The following is a 17,048-nucleotide window of genomic DNA, read 5'->3' as shown; positions in this document are numbered from 1 at the left end:
CAGTACGTCAATGCCCGGCCGACGGCGCATTGCCCGTCTGGTGAGCCGGAGTCTTCAGCAGCAGCGCGAGTGGCACACAGGTGAGCAGCGCGATTGCCAGTACGTAGAAGGTTTCGGAGTAGGTGATCACCATCGCCTGCTGCGAGATCTGCGCGGCGAGCTGGCCGAGCGCCTGCAGCTTCGCGTGCGCCATGTCGCCCGTCTGCGCGAAGAAGGACGCAGCGTTCGCGGCAAGCCGGTCCTGGCCGAGCACCGAATTGTTCGTGAGCGAATCGCGGATCGCCGCGGTGTGAAAATCGTTGCGCCGGTCGATCACCGTGCCGATGATCGCGAGGCCCACCGATCCGCCCAGATTGCGCGCCATGTTGTAGAGCCCGGCCGCATCGCCGGATTCTTCGCGCGATACCGCGGCCATCGACGCCTGGTTGAGCGGCATCATCGCGAGCATCTGGCCCACGCCGCGCAGCAGCTGCGACCAGAAGAAATCGTGGCCCACGCTCTGCGCGGTGAGATCGATGTCGAGCAGACAGCTGCCCGCGAAGCACAGGAGACCCGCGATCACGAGAATGCGGAAATCAACCTTGCCGAGCAGGCGTGGCAGCAGTGGCATCATCAGGAACGCGGGCACGCCGGAGATCAGCATCACGCCGCCCGACTGCTGCGCGTTGTAGCCCGCGATCAGCGCGAGAAACTGCGGCACGAGATACGACACGCAGTAGAGCCCCGCGCCCACCGCGGACACGATGACGATCACGCTCGCGTAGCGCGGGTTCTTCATCAGCGAGAGCCGCATGATCGGCTTCTTCGCGACCAGCTGCGAGATCGCGATCAGCACCATGCCCACCGCGCACACGCACGACAGCGTGACGATTTCCTGCGACTCGAACCACTGGTGGCGCTGGCCTTCCTCGAGCACGACCGTGAGCGAGCTCAAGCCGATGGAGAGTCCGACGATGCCGGTCCAGTCCGCGTTGACGAAGTCGTGCCAGTGCGGCTTCTCGGCGGGCAGGCCCGCGATCAGCAGCGTGACGAGCGCGATGCCCACCGGCAGGTTGATATAGAAGCACCACGACCACGAGATGTTTTCCGCGAGCCAGCCGCCGACCACGGGTCCGAGCAGCGGCCCGAGCAGCACGATCAGGCCGAACATCGTCATGCCGATCGGCATCTGCGAGCGCGGCAGCCGGGTGCGGATAATGGTCTGCGCGGTCGGGATCATTGCGCCGCCGACGAAGCCCTGGCCGATGCGGCCGACGATCATCATCGGCAGCGAGTCCGAGAGGCCGCACATCGCCGAGAACAGCATGAACAGCACCGCGTTGCCGAGCAGGAAGTTGCGCAGGCCGAACACGCGCGTGAGCCACGCCGCGAGCGGAATCATCACGATCTCGGACATCAGGTAGCCGGTCGAGATCCACGTGCCTTCGGTGCCGGTGGCGCCGATTTCGCCCTGGATCTGCGGTAGCGCCGAGTTCGTGATGGAGATGTCGAGCGTGGCCATCAGCGCGCCGAGCGCGCCCGCCGTCACGGCGATCCAGTCGGTCAGGTGCGCGCGCTCCTCGTGGTGCGGAGCGGGCTGCGCACCGGCTGCCGCATCACTCATGACGGTTCTCGGCTTCGATGCGGCGCGCGTCGTCGTTCGCCGAGCGCGTGTCGACGTCGACCGTTACGGAGAGGCCCGGCAGCAGCACCTTGCGCGTTTCCGGACCCGTATCGATACGGATGCGCACCGGCACGCGCTGCACGATCTTCGTGAAGTTGCCGGTGGCGTTTTCCGGCGGCAGGAGCGCGAACTGCGCGCCGGTGCCGGGCGCGAAGCTGTCCACCACGCCGTGCAGGTCGGTGCCCTTCAGCGCGTCGATGTGCAGCGTGGCTGGCTGGCCGACCCGCATCCGGCCCACCTGGGTTTCCTTGAAGTTCGCTTCGAGATACACGTTTTGCACCGGCACGACCGTCATCAGCCGCGTGCCGGGCTGCACGTACTGGCCGACGCGCACCGTGCGGTCGCCGACGCGGCCGTCGAGCGGGCTGTAGAGCGTCGTGTCGTGCAGGTCGAGCCGCGCCTGACGCAGCGACGCCTGGCCGGCTTCGACCTGGGCCTGGGCCTGAGCGATCTGCGCCTGGGTCGCGCCGATCTGCGTCTGCGCGGCCTTCACCGCTGCCGCGTTCGCGGCGAGCGTGGCGCGCGCCTGGTCGCGCGTGCTGACGAGGCTTGCGAGCCGCTCGCTGGTTTCCGCTCCGGTCGCAACGAGCGGCGTGTAGCGGCGCACGTCGTCTTCCGCGTGCTGCAGGCTCACCCGCGCCACGTCCTGCTGCGCTTTCGCCTGCGTGACGTTGGCCTGTTGCTGAAGAATGTCCGCCTGTGCGCGCTGGATGTCTGCTGCGCGCGCATCGATGGTGGCCTGCGCCTGGTCGAGCGACGCCTGGTACTGGCGCATGTCGAGTTTCGCGAGCGGCTGGCCGGCCTTGACCGTCTGGTTGTCGCCGACAAAAACGTCCGTCACGTAGCCGCTGACCTTCGGCGCGATCGTCACGCTGTCGGCCTGCAGGTAGGCATCGTCCGTGCTCTGGATGAAGCGGCCGACCGTCCACCAGCGCGCGAGCCAGAGCGCGCCGACGACGAGCGCGATGAGCCCGATGATGATCAGCACGACGCGCGTAGTCGGTCGGCGCGCGGCCTCGGCCTTGGGTTCCTGCGATGCGCCGCCCCGTGGTGGCGCGCCTGCGGTTGTAGACATGATTCCGGTTCCGTTTGAGCAGAGCGCGCACAATTATTCCAGTTGGAAAAATTGTGTCAAGTGATATATTTCTGTCGGTAAGCAGCCGGATCAGGAAGACAGGAGGACAATTCAGGGATGAACGAAACCAGACGATTGCGACGGCCGGCCGAGGGCGGCTATGCGCGCGGCGACGAAACGCGGCGGCGCATCATCGAGGCGGCGATCGAGCTGTTCGGCGAGAAGGGCTTCACGGCCGCGTCGACGCGCGAGATTGCGGCGCTGGCTGGCGTCAATGCGCCCGCGCTGCAGTATTACTTCGAGAACAAGGAGGGCGTGTTTCGGGCGTGCGCCGAGTCCATGGCCGACGACGTCTGGACCACGTTCGCGCCGGTCGTCGAAAGTGCGCAGGCGACGCTTGAGACACACGACGACGTTGACGCGCTGGTCGACGCGTTCATCGCGATCCAGGATGCGCTCGCCGAGCGCATGCTGCACGCGCCGAAAACATCGAGCCAGAAGCTTTTCTTCATGCGCGAGCAGTCAGGCCACGAGCCGCAGATCGGCTCGGAAATCCTGGAAGCGCGGGTGCGTCGCCCGCTCAATCAGGTCAGCGCGCGCCTGGTGGCGAAGATCTCTGGCAGTGCACCTGACGATCCCGTCACACTGATCCGTATGGTGAGCCTGTATGGCCAGTTGATGCTTTTCCATATCGCGCCGCGTTCTGCGCTGTCGATACTCGGCTGGTCGGAAATCGACGCGGAGAAAGAGGTGCTGCTGAGATCGACGGTACGGGAGCAGACGCGGGCGCTGCTGCGGATGTGGCACAGCGAGGGTGCGGCACTGGCAGCGTCACCGGACGGCGGTGCTGCGCCGCGACGCAGGACTTCCACGCGTCGAACTGGCTGAGCGCCTTCCGGTCGAGGTGACGTGATCCGGTGCCAGCAGGCGTTCTTGCGATGAGCGTAAGGCAGGACGGACTGGATTGATGGATACGTACAACCCCGAGCGGGCGCCTGAGCCCGAAGCATGGCTTGAGCTTGACGAGCATGAGCGGATCCTGCTCATCGAGACTTGGCATCGATTCGCGCGAATCAGTCTCCCCAGCGTCACGATGCACGCCGCATTGCATGCGGTTGTCGAAAACCAGATTGCCCTCGGGCTTGAGCCTGTGGTGCGGGCGATGGAGCGCCTCAGGAGCGGGGGACTCACGCGGCACGATGCTGTCCATGCGATCGGCTCGGTCGTCGCAGAGTACCTGTTTGACATCCTGAAGTCCGACCAGAAGAACGATGCCGCAACGTCGCAGGCTCAATACATCGCAGCGGTGGAGCGGTTGACGGTGGCGAGCTGGTCTCATGGCGGGCGCTGATGCGCCCGCCATGAGGACTGCAACCCTGGTTGTCTCGCACGAGGCCGGATTGCCGCATGGTTGCGGAGGTGAGATGCTGGCAGCCGCAGGCGTAGCGCCTCCGTTAAACTTTCCCGGAGGGGCCATCGCGGGCATGGTGGGCAGGGGTATTGAGGACTGCTCAGGGGTATCCAGGTGTATCGAGCGCGACGGAAACCAGCGTCCGGCTGCGGGAGGTGATGTCCGCTTCAGGCGGCTCGAGTTTCACGAGAAAATCGGTATCCGGCTGCATCAGTCTGCCGAGCTGCTCCTGCACCGCTCCAAGCCGCATGAGACACTGGACCTGCCAGTTCAGTCCAACCATCAGCCAGTCTGCCGTACCGTTCCAGTCGCTGCGCAGAATGGTTCCTGTTGTGCCATGCTCCTCGGCGAATCGCTCGATGCGCTTCTCGATCACCCGAACATCGTCCCGAAAGATGGTGCCCGCGATACGTAGTGCGATGGTGTTCGAAACCTTGTCGTGCGACAGATATACTTCAGCGATGCCGTTCAGATGCCGCGACACGCTTTCGATATCTTCCGGTTCAATGTCGTCCTGCACGCACATCGAACCCGACAGGACGTAGGGACATTTTTCCATCAGGAGCTCCGGTTCATGCTGATGCAGATCGGATAGCCTTCTGCGTTAATCGTTGAGCCGGCTACGATCAGACTGGTGCCGGGCACTGCGTGCTGACGAACGGGGCGCGCCTGTGCGCGGCAGCTGCCGTCCGGGCAGGTCGCGCAGTCTGGCAAGCAGCCTGACATGATCCGGAGGGCCGAGAGCGAAGAATGACGGTTCGCCGTAACGAATGCGGCTGAATATCGCGCCGGCACTCGCCCATCTGCTGGCGAAGCGCCCCAGCGCGTCTTCGACCACCTGTTCGTCGTCGGCGGCAAGCGCGCCACGTATGCGGAGGACGAGTGAATGGGTAACGTCGTCGGTTGCAAAGTAGACCTCGGCCGGATTGGCGATGCTCTCGGCGAACTTTCTCGCGTGAACGTGCCTGAAGTCGGCGCGAACGGGCAGCGCGCCCTGGATCTGGTAGTTGACCGTCATGGTGAACCTCCGGGAAGCGATCTGCGTTGGCGGGCGCCGTGCAGGCAGTTGGGCTGTCGAGACTGTCAATCCGACGCCTTCACCGGTGATTTTATAGTCGTTTGATATTTTGTCAAGTGGAGAATTATATCAAATGGATGTGTTCGGGGAACGCCTGAAGAGCGAGAGATTGCGTCTGGGCCTGAGCCAGTCTGAGTTCGCGGTATTGGGCGGGGTGAAACAGCACGCGCAGTTTCAGTATGAAAAAGGCATGAGGCGGCCGAACTCGGACTATCTGGGAGCGCTCGCGGACGCGGGCGTGGACGTCTACTACCTTCTTACCGGCGAAGAGGCGGCCTGTCTGCAGAGTGAGGAAGAACGGCGGGTTGTTGCCGGTTTCCGGCGACTCGAGGCACATGAACGCGAAGCGCTCCTCGCGCTCATCGAGGCGTTTGCCGAATCGAAAGGGCGATAGGTCCGCTGCCGCCATGCGGCTGTACCGCTGAACGTTGAAGGCTGTGGCCGGTTGCCTTTGTGCTGGCGCGTCAAGAACCGGAATTGCGGCTTGCGGTTGACTCCACCGACTTCGCCCTTGCTGCCTTCATGAGGCATTGCCAGCTTTGAGCCGTGAGCCCGAGGCTGGTAATGCCGGCCGGCACGCTCAAGGCGTCGACGTGGCAGGATGTCGGCGCCCGACCGAGCAGGATCCGGTTGCCTCGGGCCGGGCTCGAACCCGGGCTGGTGGATCTGATCCATCATCGGACGCCGTTGACGTGTGAGTTGGCTGACTTGCCCGGAAATCGGCGTTCCGGATCACAGGCAGGACCACGTGCCCCGAACAGGAACGCTACAAGCCGGGTATCCAGTAATGTCTCTCCCGATCCTGCACGGATCCATCAAGGTTTCCTCCACTCTCCTCCGTCACAGACCCGCGCCTGCGATTTGGCGAACGTGAGATCGAGCTCCATGCTGCGGGACCGGGTGCTCGAAAAATTGTGGACGTCTCGATCTACTGTTCGAACCGCACGAGCACTTTCTCGATCGTGGTGAAGTCTCCCGGACCCTTGACCATGGGTTGCGGAGCAGCGTAAATCAGTGTGCTGATGATCTCGCCGTCTACCCCGGTGCCCACCTGCGAAATGCCAGGATGGATCGGGCCGTACTCGTTCAACAGGTTGATCGCAGTAGACTTGCCGCCCGTAGACGGGGCGCCGAGCTGGCCGACACTGTTCAGCGTCACGATTTCAGCGAGGCCCATGGTCACATACCTGGTTGGCGCTTTGACAACGATGCCGTCCTTGTACTGGATGCTGCCAGATATCTGATATTGCGGCACCCACGAGAAGTCATTGTCCTCGAGATACTCGAAGGACGCAGGGGGCATCCAGCGCGGGTCCGGTTTATATGTTTGCCGACATGATCGATCAGGTCATTCACCCGCATCTGCTGTTCACGTAACCGGACAAAAAGCGGAACGCCGTGGCCGGCATCGGACACTAGCGGCCGTGCGCGCCGCGCTGCCAGCCGGTGGCAAGCAGCGCGCCTGCGTCCTTCGCACCCATCGGGCGACCGAGATGAAAACCCTGCCCGAACATGCAACCTTTGACCCGCAGCCGATCGAGACACAGCTCGTCCTCGATGCCTTCCGCCACTGCCTGCATGCCCAGGCTGCGCGCGAGAGCGAGTACCGCGTCGACGATCCGCTCGCTGTCGCGGTTGGTCCGCATCGACTGGACAAAGGACCGGTCGATCTTGAGCTTGTCGAACCGGAGTTCCCGCAGGTAATAGAGGCTCGAATACCCCGTGCCGAAATCGTCCAGCGCGATCCTCATTCCGGCCAGCCGCAATGCCTGCAGGACGGTTCGCGCTGCGTCGAAATCGCCGACGAGCGCCGTCTCGGTGATTTCGATTTCGAGCCGTGCGGCCGGGAAGCCCTCTTCGCGCAGCGCGGTGAGCAACCGCTCCGGAAGCTCGCGATCGCCCAACTGGGCTGGCGAGATATTCAGTGCGAGCGAGACGGCTTCGCCGGGCCACTTCGCGGCGTCCCGGCATGCGCGGCGCAGCAGGTTTTCCGACAGACGCTGGATGAGCCCGAGGTGTTCCGCGACAGGAATGAACCGCTCTGGCGAAATCCAGCCGCGCTCGGGATCGTGCCAGCGCGCGAGTATCTCGAAGCCGAAGATCCGGTCTGCCTGGATATCGATCAAGGGCTGATAGTGCGGAACGATGGCTGCGGTCTCGATCGCGCTTCTGAGTCCGCTCTCCAGGGCCGCCGTTTCTCGCAGCATTTCGTGCATGCGGTTTTCGAAGAAGCGGAAGCCGCCCGGGGATTCGCGTTTGGCCTCGCTCATTGCAACGTCGGCTGCGCGAAGCAGCTCGCCCGCGTCTTCGCAGTCCGACGGCATCAGCGCGACGCCGATCGCGGCGTCGAGGCTCACGTATTTATCCCGCACCTTGACAGGCTCTCGAATCTCTTCGAGCAGTCGCGCCGCAAGGCGTGCCGCGGCGTCGGCGTAGGCTCTGCGGTCGAACGTCGCCACGATCGCGAATTCGTCGCCCGACAGGCGCGCAACCGCGTCGCCGCTTCGCACGGCCACGCTCAGGCGGCGCGCCACTTCGAGCAGCACCAGATCGCCGAACTGGTGGCCGCACAGTTCGTTGACCGCCTTGAAGCGGTTCAGGCTGACGACGAGGACCGCGGCGGCGCACCTGCCGCTCTGCACGTTGCCCAAGGTCGACTCGATGCGGCCCGTGAGCGAGTCTCGGTTGTACAGCCCGGTCAGGCGGTCATGCCGCTCGAGGCGTTTCACGTCGGCCGTGCGCTGGCCGAGCGACGCTTCGAGCATGCTGTTCAGTTCGCGAAGTTCGTCGTTCTGCGCCCGGGTGATGGCAGTCAGCCGCGCGGTTTCGCTGGCGAGGCGCTTGTGTTCGAGTGCCTGACCGATGCTCGACAGCAGGTCGTGCTCGTCCCACGGCTTGTTCAGATAGCGGAACACCGCGGCCTCGTTGATCGCTCGCACGACCGCGTCGATTTCCGCATAGCCGGTGAGCAGGATCCGCATGGTCTCCGGATACAGGGCACGCACCCGCGCGAGCAGGTCGGCGCCGCTCATGTGCGGCATCCGCATGTCCGAGATGACGAGATCGACTGTCGTTGTTTCGAGTATCTCGAGTGCAGCCGCGCCGCTGTCGGCCGCGATCACGCGGTAGGGATGCGCCCTCAGCACGCGCCTGAGCGACGACAGCACGCCAGGTTCGTCATCCACGAGCAGCACGACTGGCAGGAGCGAGCATGTCGCGGGCTGCTCGATGGCGGCATCCAGGCTTGCGGTCGGGTTCATTCGTCAGCCTCTGTCCCTGTCTCGGCGGTATCCCTCATGTATAACGTCCGCGAGCGACGGGTATCGTATGAGGAGAAACGCGAGCCTCTGGCGCCAGGCTCAGCGCATACGCGCCGGCGGTCCGGTCAGTGCGTGACGACAGGCCGTTGCGTGGCCGTCGCGGCCGGGCAGCCGATCGGCAGCAGAACCCGGAAACAGGCGCCCTGGCCCGGTTCGCTCGTCACCTGGATCGTGCCGCCGTGATGCGTGACGATGCCGTACGAGATCGACAGCCCGAGGCCCGTGCCGAGCCCCACCGGCTTGGTCGTGAAGAACGGATCGAAGATCCGCGCGAGGTGTTCCCGCGCGATGCCGCTGCCGGTGTCTTCCACCTCGACCCACACGTTGCCGTCCTCGTGCCCGGTGCGCAGCGTGATGCGGCCGTGACCGTCGATCGCCTGCACGGCGTTGACGAGCAGGTTCATGAACACCTGGTTCAGCTGCGACGGTATGCACTCGATCTCCGGAACCGGCAGATACTCCCGTACGAGTTCGGCCTTGTGCCGCAACTCGCTGCCGACGATCCTGATCGCGCCCTCCAGGTTGTCCTGAAGATTCGCGAGCTGCCTTTCCGTCGCGTCGACGTGCGCGAAGTCTTTCAGACCTTGCACGATGGCCCTGACGCGTTGCAGACCGTCCATCGATTCGTGCAGCAGCGTGCCGACGTCCTCGCGCAGATAGTCGATGTCCAGCTGCTTCTTCAGGTTGACGAGCGCGTCGCGCGACGACCTGCAGAGGTCTTCTTCCTGCTGCTCGTAGGCCCGCAGCATGTCGAGCAGATCGTTCGCATAGCCTCGCAGCGTGCCCAGATTGGCGGTCACGTAGCTGATCGGATTGTTGATCTCGTGCGCGACACCGGCCGCAAGCTGACCGATCGAAGCCATCTTCTCCGCATGGACCAGCATGCCGTGCGCCCGCGCCAGCTCGTGAATCAGCGCCTCCTGCTGGGCGCGCTCACGCTGCAGCTCCGCGTGCGCGAGCGCGAGCTGGCGCCGGTCCTGCTGGAACGCTTCGACGGCGTCCGCCATCTGCGCGATCTCGTCGTCGCCGTGCACCGCCGGCGGCGTGGCGTGGCTGTCGCCGAGCCGCAGCCGCTGGCTGACGCGCTGCAGGCGCGCGAGCACATACCCGACCAGAAACACACGAATAAAAATCCACGCGAATGCGAGACTCGCCGCGACCAGCAGCGCCATCCAGCGCTGGGTGCGTTCGGAGTGCGCGGCGAGCGTTTGCACCGCGTCCTGGAAGTCCTGCCGGTAGCGCGCGGAACAGCGTTGTGCCGCGGTGACCATCTCGCCTGCTGCGATGCGGGTCTCGTTGCGAAGCTGGCTGGAGCGGGCACGCGCACGGAGGGCGGCGCGCGTCGCCGCGGCCTGGGTGGTGGCTTGACTCGCGGTTTGCGTGGAGGCCGCGGCCGCGTGGCCCCCTTCCAGGTCCCTCAGTTCGCTTTCGCGCAGCTGCGCGAGCACGTTCGCGACGTTTCGCAGCAGCTGGCTCGACTGGCGCAGATCGAGCACGGCTGGATCGTCGGTCGACGCGGCCAGCTGATCGGCTAGCTGGTCGAACACGGCGAGGTCGCGCGCGAGACCCGCATAGTTCTCGTTCATCGTCCGTACCGAATCGGCGCTGTCGAGCTGTGCCGATTCGCGCTCGATGAGCAGCGTCTGCTGGACGAGCGCCTGCGCCTGCTGCAGGCGCAGCAGCTGCTCCTGCGCGAGCGAGCGCGTCGCGTCCGTGACCGCGCGCAGCGAATACAGCGCGGTCACGCCGGCGCCCGCGATCAGCGCAGCAAGCACGATCGCCGCGACGAGCATCTGGTGACGCAGCGAGCGAGGCAGCAAGGTACGGATCATGTCGATGAGTGCATGAAAGGAATCGCAGGCGATGCGTTACCGTTTCCAGATGCTTCGGTAGACGTTCCGATAGCCGTTGTCGGGGTCGTACCTGCCTTCGGGGCCGCCATCGAACGCGATGTTGGCCGAGTCGACGAGGTGCACCGGAGCCACATAGCCGGTGACGGGCTGATGCGCGAGCAGACGGTTCAGCTCGTCGATGAGCTGCCAGCCCTGCATGTTCAGCGGGTCGGCCACCGTGCCCGTCTGGAACGTGCCGGCTTCGATGCGCAGGAACGCTGCCGCGCTACCGTCGCCCGCCGAGAGCATGCTGATGCTGCCGCTGTGGATGTCCGCCCGGGTCAGTTCCGGCGCGGCATAGTCGAAATAGATGTCGTTGATCGCGAGCGCGACGTTCCAGTCGCTGCCGTAGCGCGCGAGCAGGTCGCGCGTCACGGCCGCCATCTTCGTCGGGCACGCGGAGATTGGCAGGTCTTGAACTTCGAGCAGCCGGCAGCCGCTGCAGGCCCGTATCACCTTTGCCATCGCGTCGGCCTTCGCGCGGGCAATGCCGAATGTACGGTCGGTGAAGATCACCACGTGCGCGCGGCCTGCCGATGCCTCCACCGCGGCCATCGCGGTGACACGCGCCACGTCGATGGGATCGGTCGACACATTCATCGCGACGGGGCCGTCGTGCATCGCGCCGGCCTCGGCGGCGACGTGCCAGCCGACCACTGGAACCTGTCCATCCGAAAGCGGGTCCAGCAGCGAGCGGACGCTGGCCGCATCGATGCCGATCAGAACGATGCCGTCCGGCTTCTGCGCGATTGCCGACTGGATCGCGTTGCGGCGGCCTTCCGGCGTTCCGCCGGCGTCGACTATTCGCGTTTTCCAGCCGATCACGCCAGCCGCTTCGCGCACGCCCTGCGCGACGCCGAGCACACCGCCGTTGCGCAGATCTTCCGCGACAATCGCCACGGTCGCATGCGCGCGCGCCGCGGGTCCGGTCCGCGGACCGGACCACCGCAGGTCGTGTGCGGTGGCGTTCGCTACGACCTGGCGCACGCTGTCGTCAACGTGGGCGTCAGCCGCTGACGAGGATCCTGCGGCGTGCGCGCACAGCCGCAGGCCTGCCAGCCCGATGGCCAGTGCGACGATGAACTGCCTCGTATGGGAATGCACGTGCTCCTCCAGTGCGGCGGCCGCGGCTGACACCTCGTGTGGGCGTTCGGCCGGGAGTGAAATGCACCGCTCCTGTCCGCTGTTTACGGTCAACCGCCCACCATGCTTGATGCGCGCGTGGTACTGGATAACCCTGTGCGCGATGCGTCGGCGTCCGTCCGCCTGCTCGGCATGTACCGTCAGCACCGCCGAATATGCGCATCGCATCAATGCGGTCGTGCTCAGGAAATCCCTGATATACGGACGGCCCATCGCGGCCGACATGCAGTCATACCGTGCGCAACTGGTACGGGTGGCAGGAGCCGCAATGGAACCGGTAGGAGCAGACAAGCTCGCATTCGCAATCGCCGATCTGGTGGATGTCGGCGTATTTGCCGTGGATCGAGGCATGCGCGTGGTGATCTGGAACGGATTCATGGAGCGCCATAGCGGCCGTGCCCGCGCCGACATGCTCGGCGGCAGCCTGTTCGACGTGTTCCCGGATCTGCCGGAGAAGTGGCTGCGGCGCAAGTTCGAATCGGTTTTCCTGCTGGGTTCGTATGCGTTCAGCGGCTGGGAACACCGCCCGTACCTGTTCCGCTTCGACCATAACCGCCCGATCACCGGCGGCCTGGACGCGATGCGGCAGAACTGCACGTTCATTCCGATCCGGGATGGCGAGGACGTCACCGCGGTCTGCGTGACCATCACCGACATGACCGACATCTGCATCGCCTATCAGGAGCTGCAGAAGCGCGAACGGCTGGTGAGCGACGCACTCGAGCAGCTGACCGAACGCAACCATGAGCTTTCATCCGCGAACGCCCAGCTCGAACAGGCACATCAGCAACTGCTGCAGTCGGAGAAGCTGGCTGCGATCGGGCAACTGGCGGCCGGCGTTGCGCACGAGATCAACAATCCGGTCGGCTTCGTGCTGTCCAACCTGAATTCGCTCGAAAGCTATGTGCACGACCTGCTCGAGGTGATCGACGCGTATATGGGCGCTGAAGCTTCGCTTGGCACGGAGGAGCGGGGACGCCTGTCGGCCGCGCGCCGCGATGCGGATCTCGACTACGTGCGCGAAGACGCGCCGGCGTTGCTGCGCGAGTCGCGCGAAGGGCTTGCGCGCGTGCGCGAGATCGTCGTGGACCTGCGGGATTTTTCGCGGGTGGACACCAGCCACGCGTGGGAATGGGTCGATCTGCACCGGTGTATCGAGTCCACGCTGAATATCGTCGGCAAGGAAGTCCGGTATCGCGCGGAACTGGTGCGCTGTTTCGGCGAGTTGCCCCAGGTGCGCTGCATCCCGTCGCAGATTGGACAGGTCGTGCTGAATCTCGTGATCAACGCGGCGCATGCCTGTGCCGGCACGGGCACCGACGCCGTGTCGGGCATGGTCTGCGTGCGCACCGGTATCGTGGCCGGAGAAGATGCGGTCTGGATCGAGGTGCAGGACACGGGATGCGGCATCGCGCCGGAAAACATGAAGCGCATTTTCGAGCCGTTCTTCACGACGAAGCCGGTTGGCCAGGGCACCGGTCTGGGGCTGTCGGTGACCTACGGCATCGTGAGCGCGCACGGCGGCACGATCGACGTGCGCAGCGTCGTCAACCAGGGCACCACGTTCCGGATCGTGCTGCCGGTCGATCACGCCGGGCCGCGGCCTGCGGTGGAACACACCGCGCTTGCGGTCGGCAGGTCTTGAAGTCTTGAGGGAGTACGGTCGCCATGAGCGAAATGCTGCTTAGCGACGTGCATCGCGACGTCCTGCAGGAGATTACCAACATCGGCATGGGTCGCGCGGGCGCGGCGCTGGCGTCGCTGCTGGGTACGTTCGTCACGCTCAGCATCCCGTCGGTGCAACTCGTGCCGCCCGCCGCGCTTCCGGCGCTGCTTGCCGGCTGCGCGCCGGGCGTGCTGGCGAGCCCGGTGATCAGACAGGCGTTCAAGGCCGGCGTGAACGGAGAGGCGGTGGTGATGTTCGGGCCGAACGGGATTGCCGGGCTGCGCGGGATGATGGGTTACGACGACGAACTCGCCGCGCACGAGCATGAAGTCCTGACGGAAGTCGCCAACCTGCTCGTCGGCGCGTGCGTGCAGCGCGTGTTTGAACAGCTTGGGCAGCAGATCACGTTTTCCGCGCCGACCGTCGAAGAAGCCATCCGCCTCGATGCCAGCGCGCAGCGATGGAGCGTCGCGCTGCTGCTGCACGTGCATTTCAGTCTCGAGCAGAGCGGTTTCATGGCGCATCTGGCGATGCTGCTTCCCGACAGCGCGATCGTGCGCATACGCGCCGAGATCGACCGGATCATCGGCGAATGATGTCCACAACATGAACGAGAGAGGGCCGCGATGAGCGAACCTGAAGAGATGAATGGGCCGGCTGCGACGGCTGCCGAAGTCGAGGCGGGGCAGGCGGGTTCGATCCTGATCGTCGACGACGAGCCGGGCGTGCTGTCGGCGTTGCGCCGGCTCCTGCGCAGGACCCGATACGAAGTCCATACCGCCGAAAGCGGGGCCGCGGCGCTGGAGCTGCTCGAAGCGCATTCGATCGACCTCGTGATTTCGGACATGCGCATGCCGCATATGAGCGGCGCCGAATTTCTCGCGCGCGTTCAGCAGCGCTGGCCGGACACCGTGCGTTTGCTGCTGACGGGTTATGCGGACATCGGCTCGGTCGTGAGCGCGATCAATGAAGGCGGCGTGCATCACTACCTGCACAAACCGTGGGACGACCAGGACCTGCTGCTGACCGTCAGGCGCTCGCTCGAGCAGCATGCGTTGCGACAAGAAGCGGCCCGGCTCACCGAACTGACGCGGTCGCAGAACGAGCAGCTGAAGCAGTTCAATGCCACGCTCGAAGCCCAGGTGAAGGCGCGCACCGAGGAGATCAGCCAGACGGTCATGTTTCTCGAGAAGGCCGAGGAGGAGCTGAAGCGCAACTTCACGGCGATGCTGAAGGTGTGCGCGAACATGATCGAGATGCGTTGCGGCGCACTCGGCGGACAATCGACACGGGTAGCGGACCTTGCGCGCCGGCTTGCGCTCGCGTCCGGCATGAGCGTGTACGAGGCGCAGGAAATCTATTTCGCGGGGCTGTTGCTCGGCATCGGCAAACTGGCGTTGCCCGATGCGGTCGTCCAGAAATCGATCGACAAGTTCACGCCGCCCGAATCCCGCTGCTACTATCAGCATCCGTTGCACGCGCAGATGGCGCTGATGCCGGTCGGCAACCTGCAGCCGGTTGGCGTGCTGATCCGGCATCAGCACGAACGCTACGATGGACGAGGAACGCCCAGCGGACTGAGCGGTGCCGACATTCCCGTCGGCGCGCGGATCCTGTCGATCGCGCGCGACTATGAAGGCTTGCAGTCCGGCGCGCTGCTCGGCAAGGTGGTTTCGGATCCGCAGATCGTGTCGATCTTCCGCGCGCAGTCCGGACTGCGCTACGACCCGCTGCTCGTTGAGAGTTTCCTGAAGCTGCTCAACGAGAAGCTGACAGGGGACAATGATCACGTCTGCATCGAGACGGCCCGGCTCAAGCCGGGCATGAGGCTCGCGGACGACCTTCGCACCCCAAAGGGGGTGCTGCTGATGACACGCAGCAGCGTACTGGAGGCGCATCACATCGCCCAGATCAGGCGCTTCGAGGAATCCGAGGATGCGCGTTTTTCGGTCTATATCGCCCGGGACAATCCGGTGGTTGCTGACCGGACGGCGGAATGTAGTGCCGACACAGGTGTGGACGGGGTCCAGCGTGTACGGGTTACTGGGGCCTGAACCGCGTTTTCGCCGTCTGGGACACTCGAATGCCGATTCCCGGCTGGCCGGGATCGATGCGGAGAAAGTGGTGCTGCCGGGGACTGTGGGGGGAGAGCAGGCGCGGCGCTGTTGCGCATGAAAAAGGACGCGCATTGGTTGCGGGTGCCGATGCGGGTGGTGGTGCGAAGCCGCGGGAGGACGGCAAAAGAATAGAGCGGTACCCCGGATGCGCAGGATGAGGGGACAAACCCGGCTACGACCATGGTGCACTACAGCGTGTACACACGTGTATCTACATTTGTGCGGCGTTGGTCTATAGTACATCCATAGTACACACGCCGTGAGGTTCAGATGCATACCACCAGGATTTTCAGGAACGGCAATTCCCAGGCCGTGCGTATTCCTGCTGATCTCGCCTACGACCGCAGTGACGTCGAGGTTGAGATCGAGCGGGTAGGTGACGAGCTGCGTATTCGCCCGGCGCGCCGCCCCCTCGCAGGTGTGCTCAAGAAATTCGCGAAATTCGGCAGCGACTTCATGGCCGAGGGCCGTGGCGACCCGGAGCAGACCGAACGAGAGGGTTTGTGATGCCGCGCTACATGCTCGATACGAACATGTGCATTTACCTCATGAAGAACCAGCCGGAGCAGGTGGCCGTGCGGTTTGCGCAATGCTATGTGGGTGATGTGGTGATGTCTGCGATCACTTATGCCGAACTGGAGCACGGTGTTGCAGTTTCGGAAAATCGGGCTCGGGAGCGGCGGAACCTCGCCGCGCTGATTGAGGACATCCCTGTATTGCCGTTCGATGCGAACGCGGCTGCGGCGTATGGTCCAGTTCGCGAGGCGACGCGCGAACGCAAGAAAGATCAACTCGACAAATTGATTGCGGCGCACGCAGTCTCATTGGATGTCGTGCTGGTCACGAACAACGAGCGAGATTTTGCGAGCTATCCCGGGATTCAACTGGAAAACTGGCTCAATAGCTGAACGCCGAGACGTCCATATGGCGTTGGACGCGCGGCGCCTCGATGGCGGGATCGAACTGCGATGTCTTGTCGGCTACGCTGACCTTTCATCTCGCTGAGCATTTATGCCCGCGCACCTCACCCTCCACCCCCCCGCCCAACCCGACGCCGCGTGGCTCTTCGACACCTATCGCGACTGCATGCGCGAATACGTCGAGCCGGAGTACGGTTGGGACGAAGCGCGTCAGCGCAACGGTTTGACGAACAGCCTGACTCAGGGCGTGTGGCGCATCCTGTTGCTCGACGACGTGCGTTGCGGCTTCGTGCATTGGGAGAACACGCCCGAGGACATCACGCTGAAGCTGATCTGCATCGCGCCCGCGATGCAGCGCAAGCGCATCGGCAGCGCGGTGCTCGATCGTCTCGAAAACCACGCGCGAACGAGCGGCAAGCCGCTCTGCCTGAAAGCGCTCGCCACCAACCAGATCGCGTACAGCTGGTACCGGCGACGCGGCTTCGTCGAGATCCAGCGCGACGCGCACACACGCACGCTCATCTACCACGTTTGACCGACGCACGAAGCGTGAAGCGGACGGACGTCGCGCCCTGTGTCAGCGCCCACATCAACCCATCGCGCATGACAAACATCATACGAACGGCTGTCACGCTGTTTGAATCGCATCGCGACGCATCGTGTCGCGCATGTGCTCCTGCACACGGCACTAGCCGCCGCGCGGGTTCTTCATTAGGATAAGTGCCAGTTCAACTGGCTGCTCGCGCATGACGCGCCGCATCGT

At 64.5% G+C, this 17,048-nt stretch carries 17 protein-coding genes; 9 read left to right on the top strand and 8 right to left on the bottom strand.

The window, feature by feature from the left end:
• Positions 1-7 precede the first annotated feature (7 nt).
• Both DVS29_RS20850 and DVS29_RS20845 read right to left on the bottom strand, forming a co-directional pair.
• On the bottom strand, positions 8-1,603 hold the full coding sequence (locus tag DVS29_RS20850; RefSeq protein WP_118182378.1) for an MDR family MFS transporter: 1,596 nt from the start codon (positions 1,601-1,603) through the stop codon (positions 8-10).
• Positions 1,596-2,738, bottom strand: a complete 1,143-nt coding sequence (locus tag DVS29_RS20845; RefSeq protein ID WP_118182377.1) for an HlyD family secretion protein — start codon at positions 2,736-2,738, stop codon at positions 1,596-1,598. Before DVS29_RS20845 ends, DVS29_RS20850 begins: the two co-directional genes overlap by 8 nt.
• Positions 2,739-2,855: 117 nt before the next feature.
• Here DVS29_RS20845 and DVS29_RS20840 point away from each other — a divergent pair, with 117 nt between their 5' ends.
• Together DVS29_RS20840 and DVS29_RS20835 are read left to right on the top strand one after the other, a co-directional pair.
• Entirely contained in the window at positions 2,856-3,626 is a 771-nt protein-coding gene (locus tag DVS29_RS20840; RefSeq protein ID WP_118182376.1) for a CerR family C-terminal domain-containing protein, read from the top strand.
• Between the two features lie 79 nt (positions 3,627-3,705).
• Positions 3,706-4,089: a hypothetical protein gene (locus DVS29_RS20835; RefSeq protein ID WP_118182375.1), complete on the top strand. Its 384-nt coding sequence runs from the start codon at positions 3,706-3,708 to the stop codon at positions 4,087-4,089.
• A 160-nt stretch (positions 4,090-4,249) separates the two neighbouring features.
• Here the strand turns inward: DVS29_RS20835 and DVS29_RS20830 are convergent, their stop codons facing one another.
• The gene (locus DVS29_RS20830; RefSeq protein WP_240655712.1) at positions 4,250-4,708 is read right to left on the bottom strand and encodes a hypothetical protein; all 459 of its coding nucleotides are present in this window, start codon (positions 4,706-4,708) and stop codon (positions 4,250-4,252) included.
• 45 nt (positions 4,709-4,753) lie between these two features.
• The gene (locus tag DVS29_RS20825) at positions 4,754-5,167 is read right to left on the bottom strand and encodes a hypothetical protein (RefSeq protein ID WP_118182373.1); all 414 of its coding nucleotides are present in this window, start codon (positions 5,165-5,167) and stop codon (positions 4,754-4,756) included.
• A 133-nt stretch (positions 5,168-5,300) separates the two neighbouring features.
• Here DVS29_RS20825 and DVS29_RS20820 point away from each other — a divergent pair, with 133 nt between their 5' ends.
• Positions 5,301-5,621: a helix-turn-helix domain-containing protein gene (locus DVS29_RS20820; protein WP_118182372.1), complete on the top strand. Its 321-nt coding sequence runs from the start codon at positions 5,301-5,303 to the stop codon at positions 5,619-5,621.
• 534 nt (positions 5,622-6,155) lie between these two features.
• Here the strand turns inward: DVS29_RS20820 and DVS29_RS20815 are convergent.
• The 4 genes from DVS29_RS20815 to DVS29_RS20800 form a co-directional block, all read right to left on the bottom strand.
• Positions 6,156-6,530, bottom strand: a complete 375-nt coding sequence (locus tag DVS29_RS20815) for a hypothetical protein (RefSeq protein ID WP_118182371.1) — start codon at positions 6,528-6,530, stop codon at positions 6,156-6,158.
• 112 nt (positions 6,531-6,642) lie between these two features.
• A complete protein-coding gene (locus DVS29_RS20810) occupies positions 6,643-8,487 on the bottom strand; it encodes a putative bifunctional diguanylate cyclase/phosphodiesterase (protein ID WP_118182370.1) in 1,845 nt (614 codons plus the stop codon).
• A gap of 125 nt (positions 8,488-8,612) precedes the next feature.
• Positions 8,613-10,379 (bottom strand): ATP-binding protein, encoded by a 1,767-nt coding sequence (locus tag DVS29_RS20805; RefSeq protein WP_118182369.1) that lies wholly within the window; start codon positions 10,377-10,379, stop codon positions 8,613-8,615.
• A gap of 36 nt (positions 10,380-10,415) precedes the next feature.
• Positions 10,416-11,483: a substrate-binding domain-containing protein gene (locus DVS29_RS20800; RefSeq protein WP_420816149.1), complete on the bottom strand. Its 1,068-nt coding sequence runs from the start codon at positions 11,481-11,483 to the stop codon at positions 10,416-10,418.
• A gap of 367 nt (positions 11,484-11,850) precedes the next feature.
• Between DVS29_RS20800 and DVS29_RS20795 the strand changes: the two genes are divergently transcribed.
• The 6 genes from DVS29_RS20795 to DVS29_RS20770 all read left to right on the top strand — a co-directional run bounded on the left by DVS29_RS20795 (position 11,851) and on the right by DVS29_RS20770 (position 16,820).
• Positions 11,851-13,227 carry an ATP-binding protein gene (locus tag DVS29_RS20795; protein WP_118182368.1) on the top strand — a complete coding sequence of 459 codons (1,377 nt, stop codon included), beginning with the start codon at positions 11,851-11,853 and terminating at the stop codon, positions 13,225-13,227.
• A gap of 23 nt (positions 13,228-13,250) precedes the next feature.
• Positions 13,251-13,844, top strand: a complete 594-nt coding sequence (locus DVS29_RS20790) for a chemotaxis protein CheC (RefSeq protein WP_118182367.1) — start codon at positions 13,251-13,253, stop codon at positions 13,842-13,844.
• 30 nt (positions 13,845-13,874) lie between these two features.
• Positions 13,875-15,302, top strand: a complete 1,428-nt coding sequence (gene nosR, locus DVS29_RS20785) for a response regulator c-di-GMP phosphodiesterase, NosR family (protein WP_164707959.1) — start codon at positions 13,875-13,877, stop codon at positions 15,300-15,302.
• Positions 15,303-15,635: 333 nt separating this feature from the next.
• A complete protein-coding gene (gene vapB / locus DVS29_RS20780; protein ID WP_118182366.1) occupies positions 15,636-15,872 on the top strand; it encodes a type II toxin-antitoxin system VapB family antitoxin in 237 nt (78 codons plus the stop codon).
• Positions 15,872-16,273 carry a type II toxin-antitoxin system VapC family toxin gene (locus tag DVS29_RS20775; protein ID WP_118182365.1) on the top strand — a complete coding sequence of 134 codons (402 nt, stop codon included), beginning with the start codon at positions 15,872-15,874 and terminating at the stop codon, positions 16,271-16,273. Before vapB ends, DVS29_RS20775 begins: the two co-directional genes overlap by 1 nt.
• A gap of 103 nt (positions 16,274-16,376) precedes the next feature.
• Complete coding sequence (locus DVS29_RS20770) at positions 16,377-16,820, top strand: GNAT family N-acetyltransferase (protein WP_118182364.1); 444 nt, start codon at positions 16,377-16,379, stop codon at positions 16,818-16,820.
• Positions 16,821-17,048 lie beyond the last annotated feature (228 nt).

This window comes from Paraburkholderia phosphatilytica, from assembly GCF_003443895.1.
In the GTDB taxonomy this organism is placed as follows: domain Bacteria; phylum Pseudomonadota; class Gammaproteobacteria; order Burkholderiales; family Burkholderiaceae; genus Paraburkholderia; species Paraburkholderia phosphatilytica.
This window is presented reverse-complemented; position numbering and strand designations above follow the sequence as displayed.

Excerpts from the sequence above, each read along its gene's own strand:
- DVS29_RS20850 (WP_118182378.1), bottom strand. The coding sequence starts at position 1,603 with ATGAGTGATGCGGCAGCCGGTGCGCAGCCCGCTCCGCACCACGAGGAG.
- DVS29_RS20845 (WP_118182377.1), bottom strand. The coding sequence starts at position 2,738 with ATGTCTACAACCGCAGGCGCGCCACCACGGGGCGGCGCATCGCAGGAA.
- DVS29_RS20840 (WP_118182376.1), top strand. The coding sequence starts at position 2,856 with ATGAACGAAACCAGACGATTGCGACGGCCGGCCGAGGGCGGCTATGCG.
- DVS29_RS20835 (WP_118182375.1), top strand. The coding sequence starts at position 3,706 with ATGGATACGTACAACCCCGAGCGGGCGCCTGAGCCCGAAGCATGGCTT.
- DVS29_RS20830 (WP_240655712.1), bottom strand. The coding sequence starts at position 4,708 with ATGGAAAAATGTCCCTACGTCCTGTCGGGTTCGATGTGCGTGCAGGAC.
- DVS29_RS20825 (WP_118182373.1), bottom strand. The coding sequence starts at position 5,167 with ATGACGGTCAACTACCAGATCCAGGGCGCGCTGCCCGTTCGCGCCGAC.
- DVS29_RS20820 (WP_118182372.1), top strand. The coding sequence starts at position 5,301 with ATGGATGTGTTCGGGGAACGCCTGAAGAGCGAGAGATTGCGTCTGGGC.
- DVS29_RS20815 (WP_118182371.1), bottom strand. The coding sequence starts at position 6,530 with ATGCCCCCTGCGTCCTTCGAGTATCTCGAGGACAATGACTTCTCGTGG.
- DVS29_RS20810 (WP_118182370.1), bottom strand. The coding sequence starts at position 8,487 with ATGAACCCGACCGCAAGCCTGGATGCCGCCATCGAGCAGCCCGCGACA.
- DVS29_RS20805 (WP_118182369.1), bottom strand. The coding sequence starts at position 10,379 with ATGATCCGTACCTTGCTGCCTCGCTCGCTGCGTCACCAGATGCTCGTC.
- DVS29_RS20795 (WP_118182368.1), top strand. The coding sequence starts at position 11,851 with ATGGAACCGGTAGGAGCAGACAAGCTCGCATTCGCAATCGCCGATCTG.
- DVS29_RS20790 (WP_118182367.1), top strand. The coding sequence starts at position 13,251 with ATGAGCGAAATGCTGCTTAGCGACGTGCATCGCGACGTCCTGCAGGAG.
- nosR (WP_164707959.1), top strand. The coding sequence starts at position 13,875 with ATGAGCGAACCTGAAGAGATGAATGGGCCGGCTGCGACGGCTGCCGAA.
- vapB (WP_118182366.1), top strand. The coding sequence starts at position 15,636 with ATGCATACCACCAGGATTTTCAGGAACGGCAATTCCCAGGCCGTGCGT.
- DVS29_RS20775 (WP_118182365.1), top strand. The coding sequence starts at position 15,872 with ATGCCGCGCTACATGCTCGATACGAACATGTGCATTTACCTCATGAAG.
- DVS29_RS20770 (WP_118182364.1), top strand. The coding sequence starts at position 16,377 with ATGCCCGCGCACCTCACCCTCCACCCCCCCGCCCAACCCGACGCCGCG.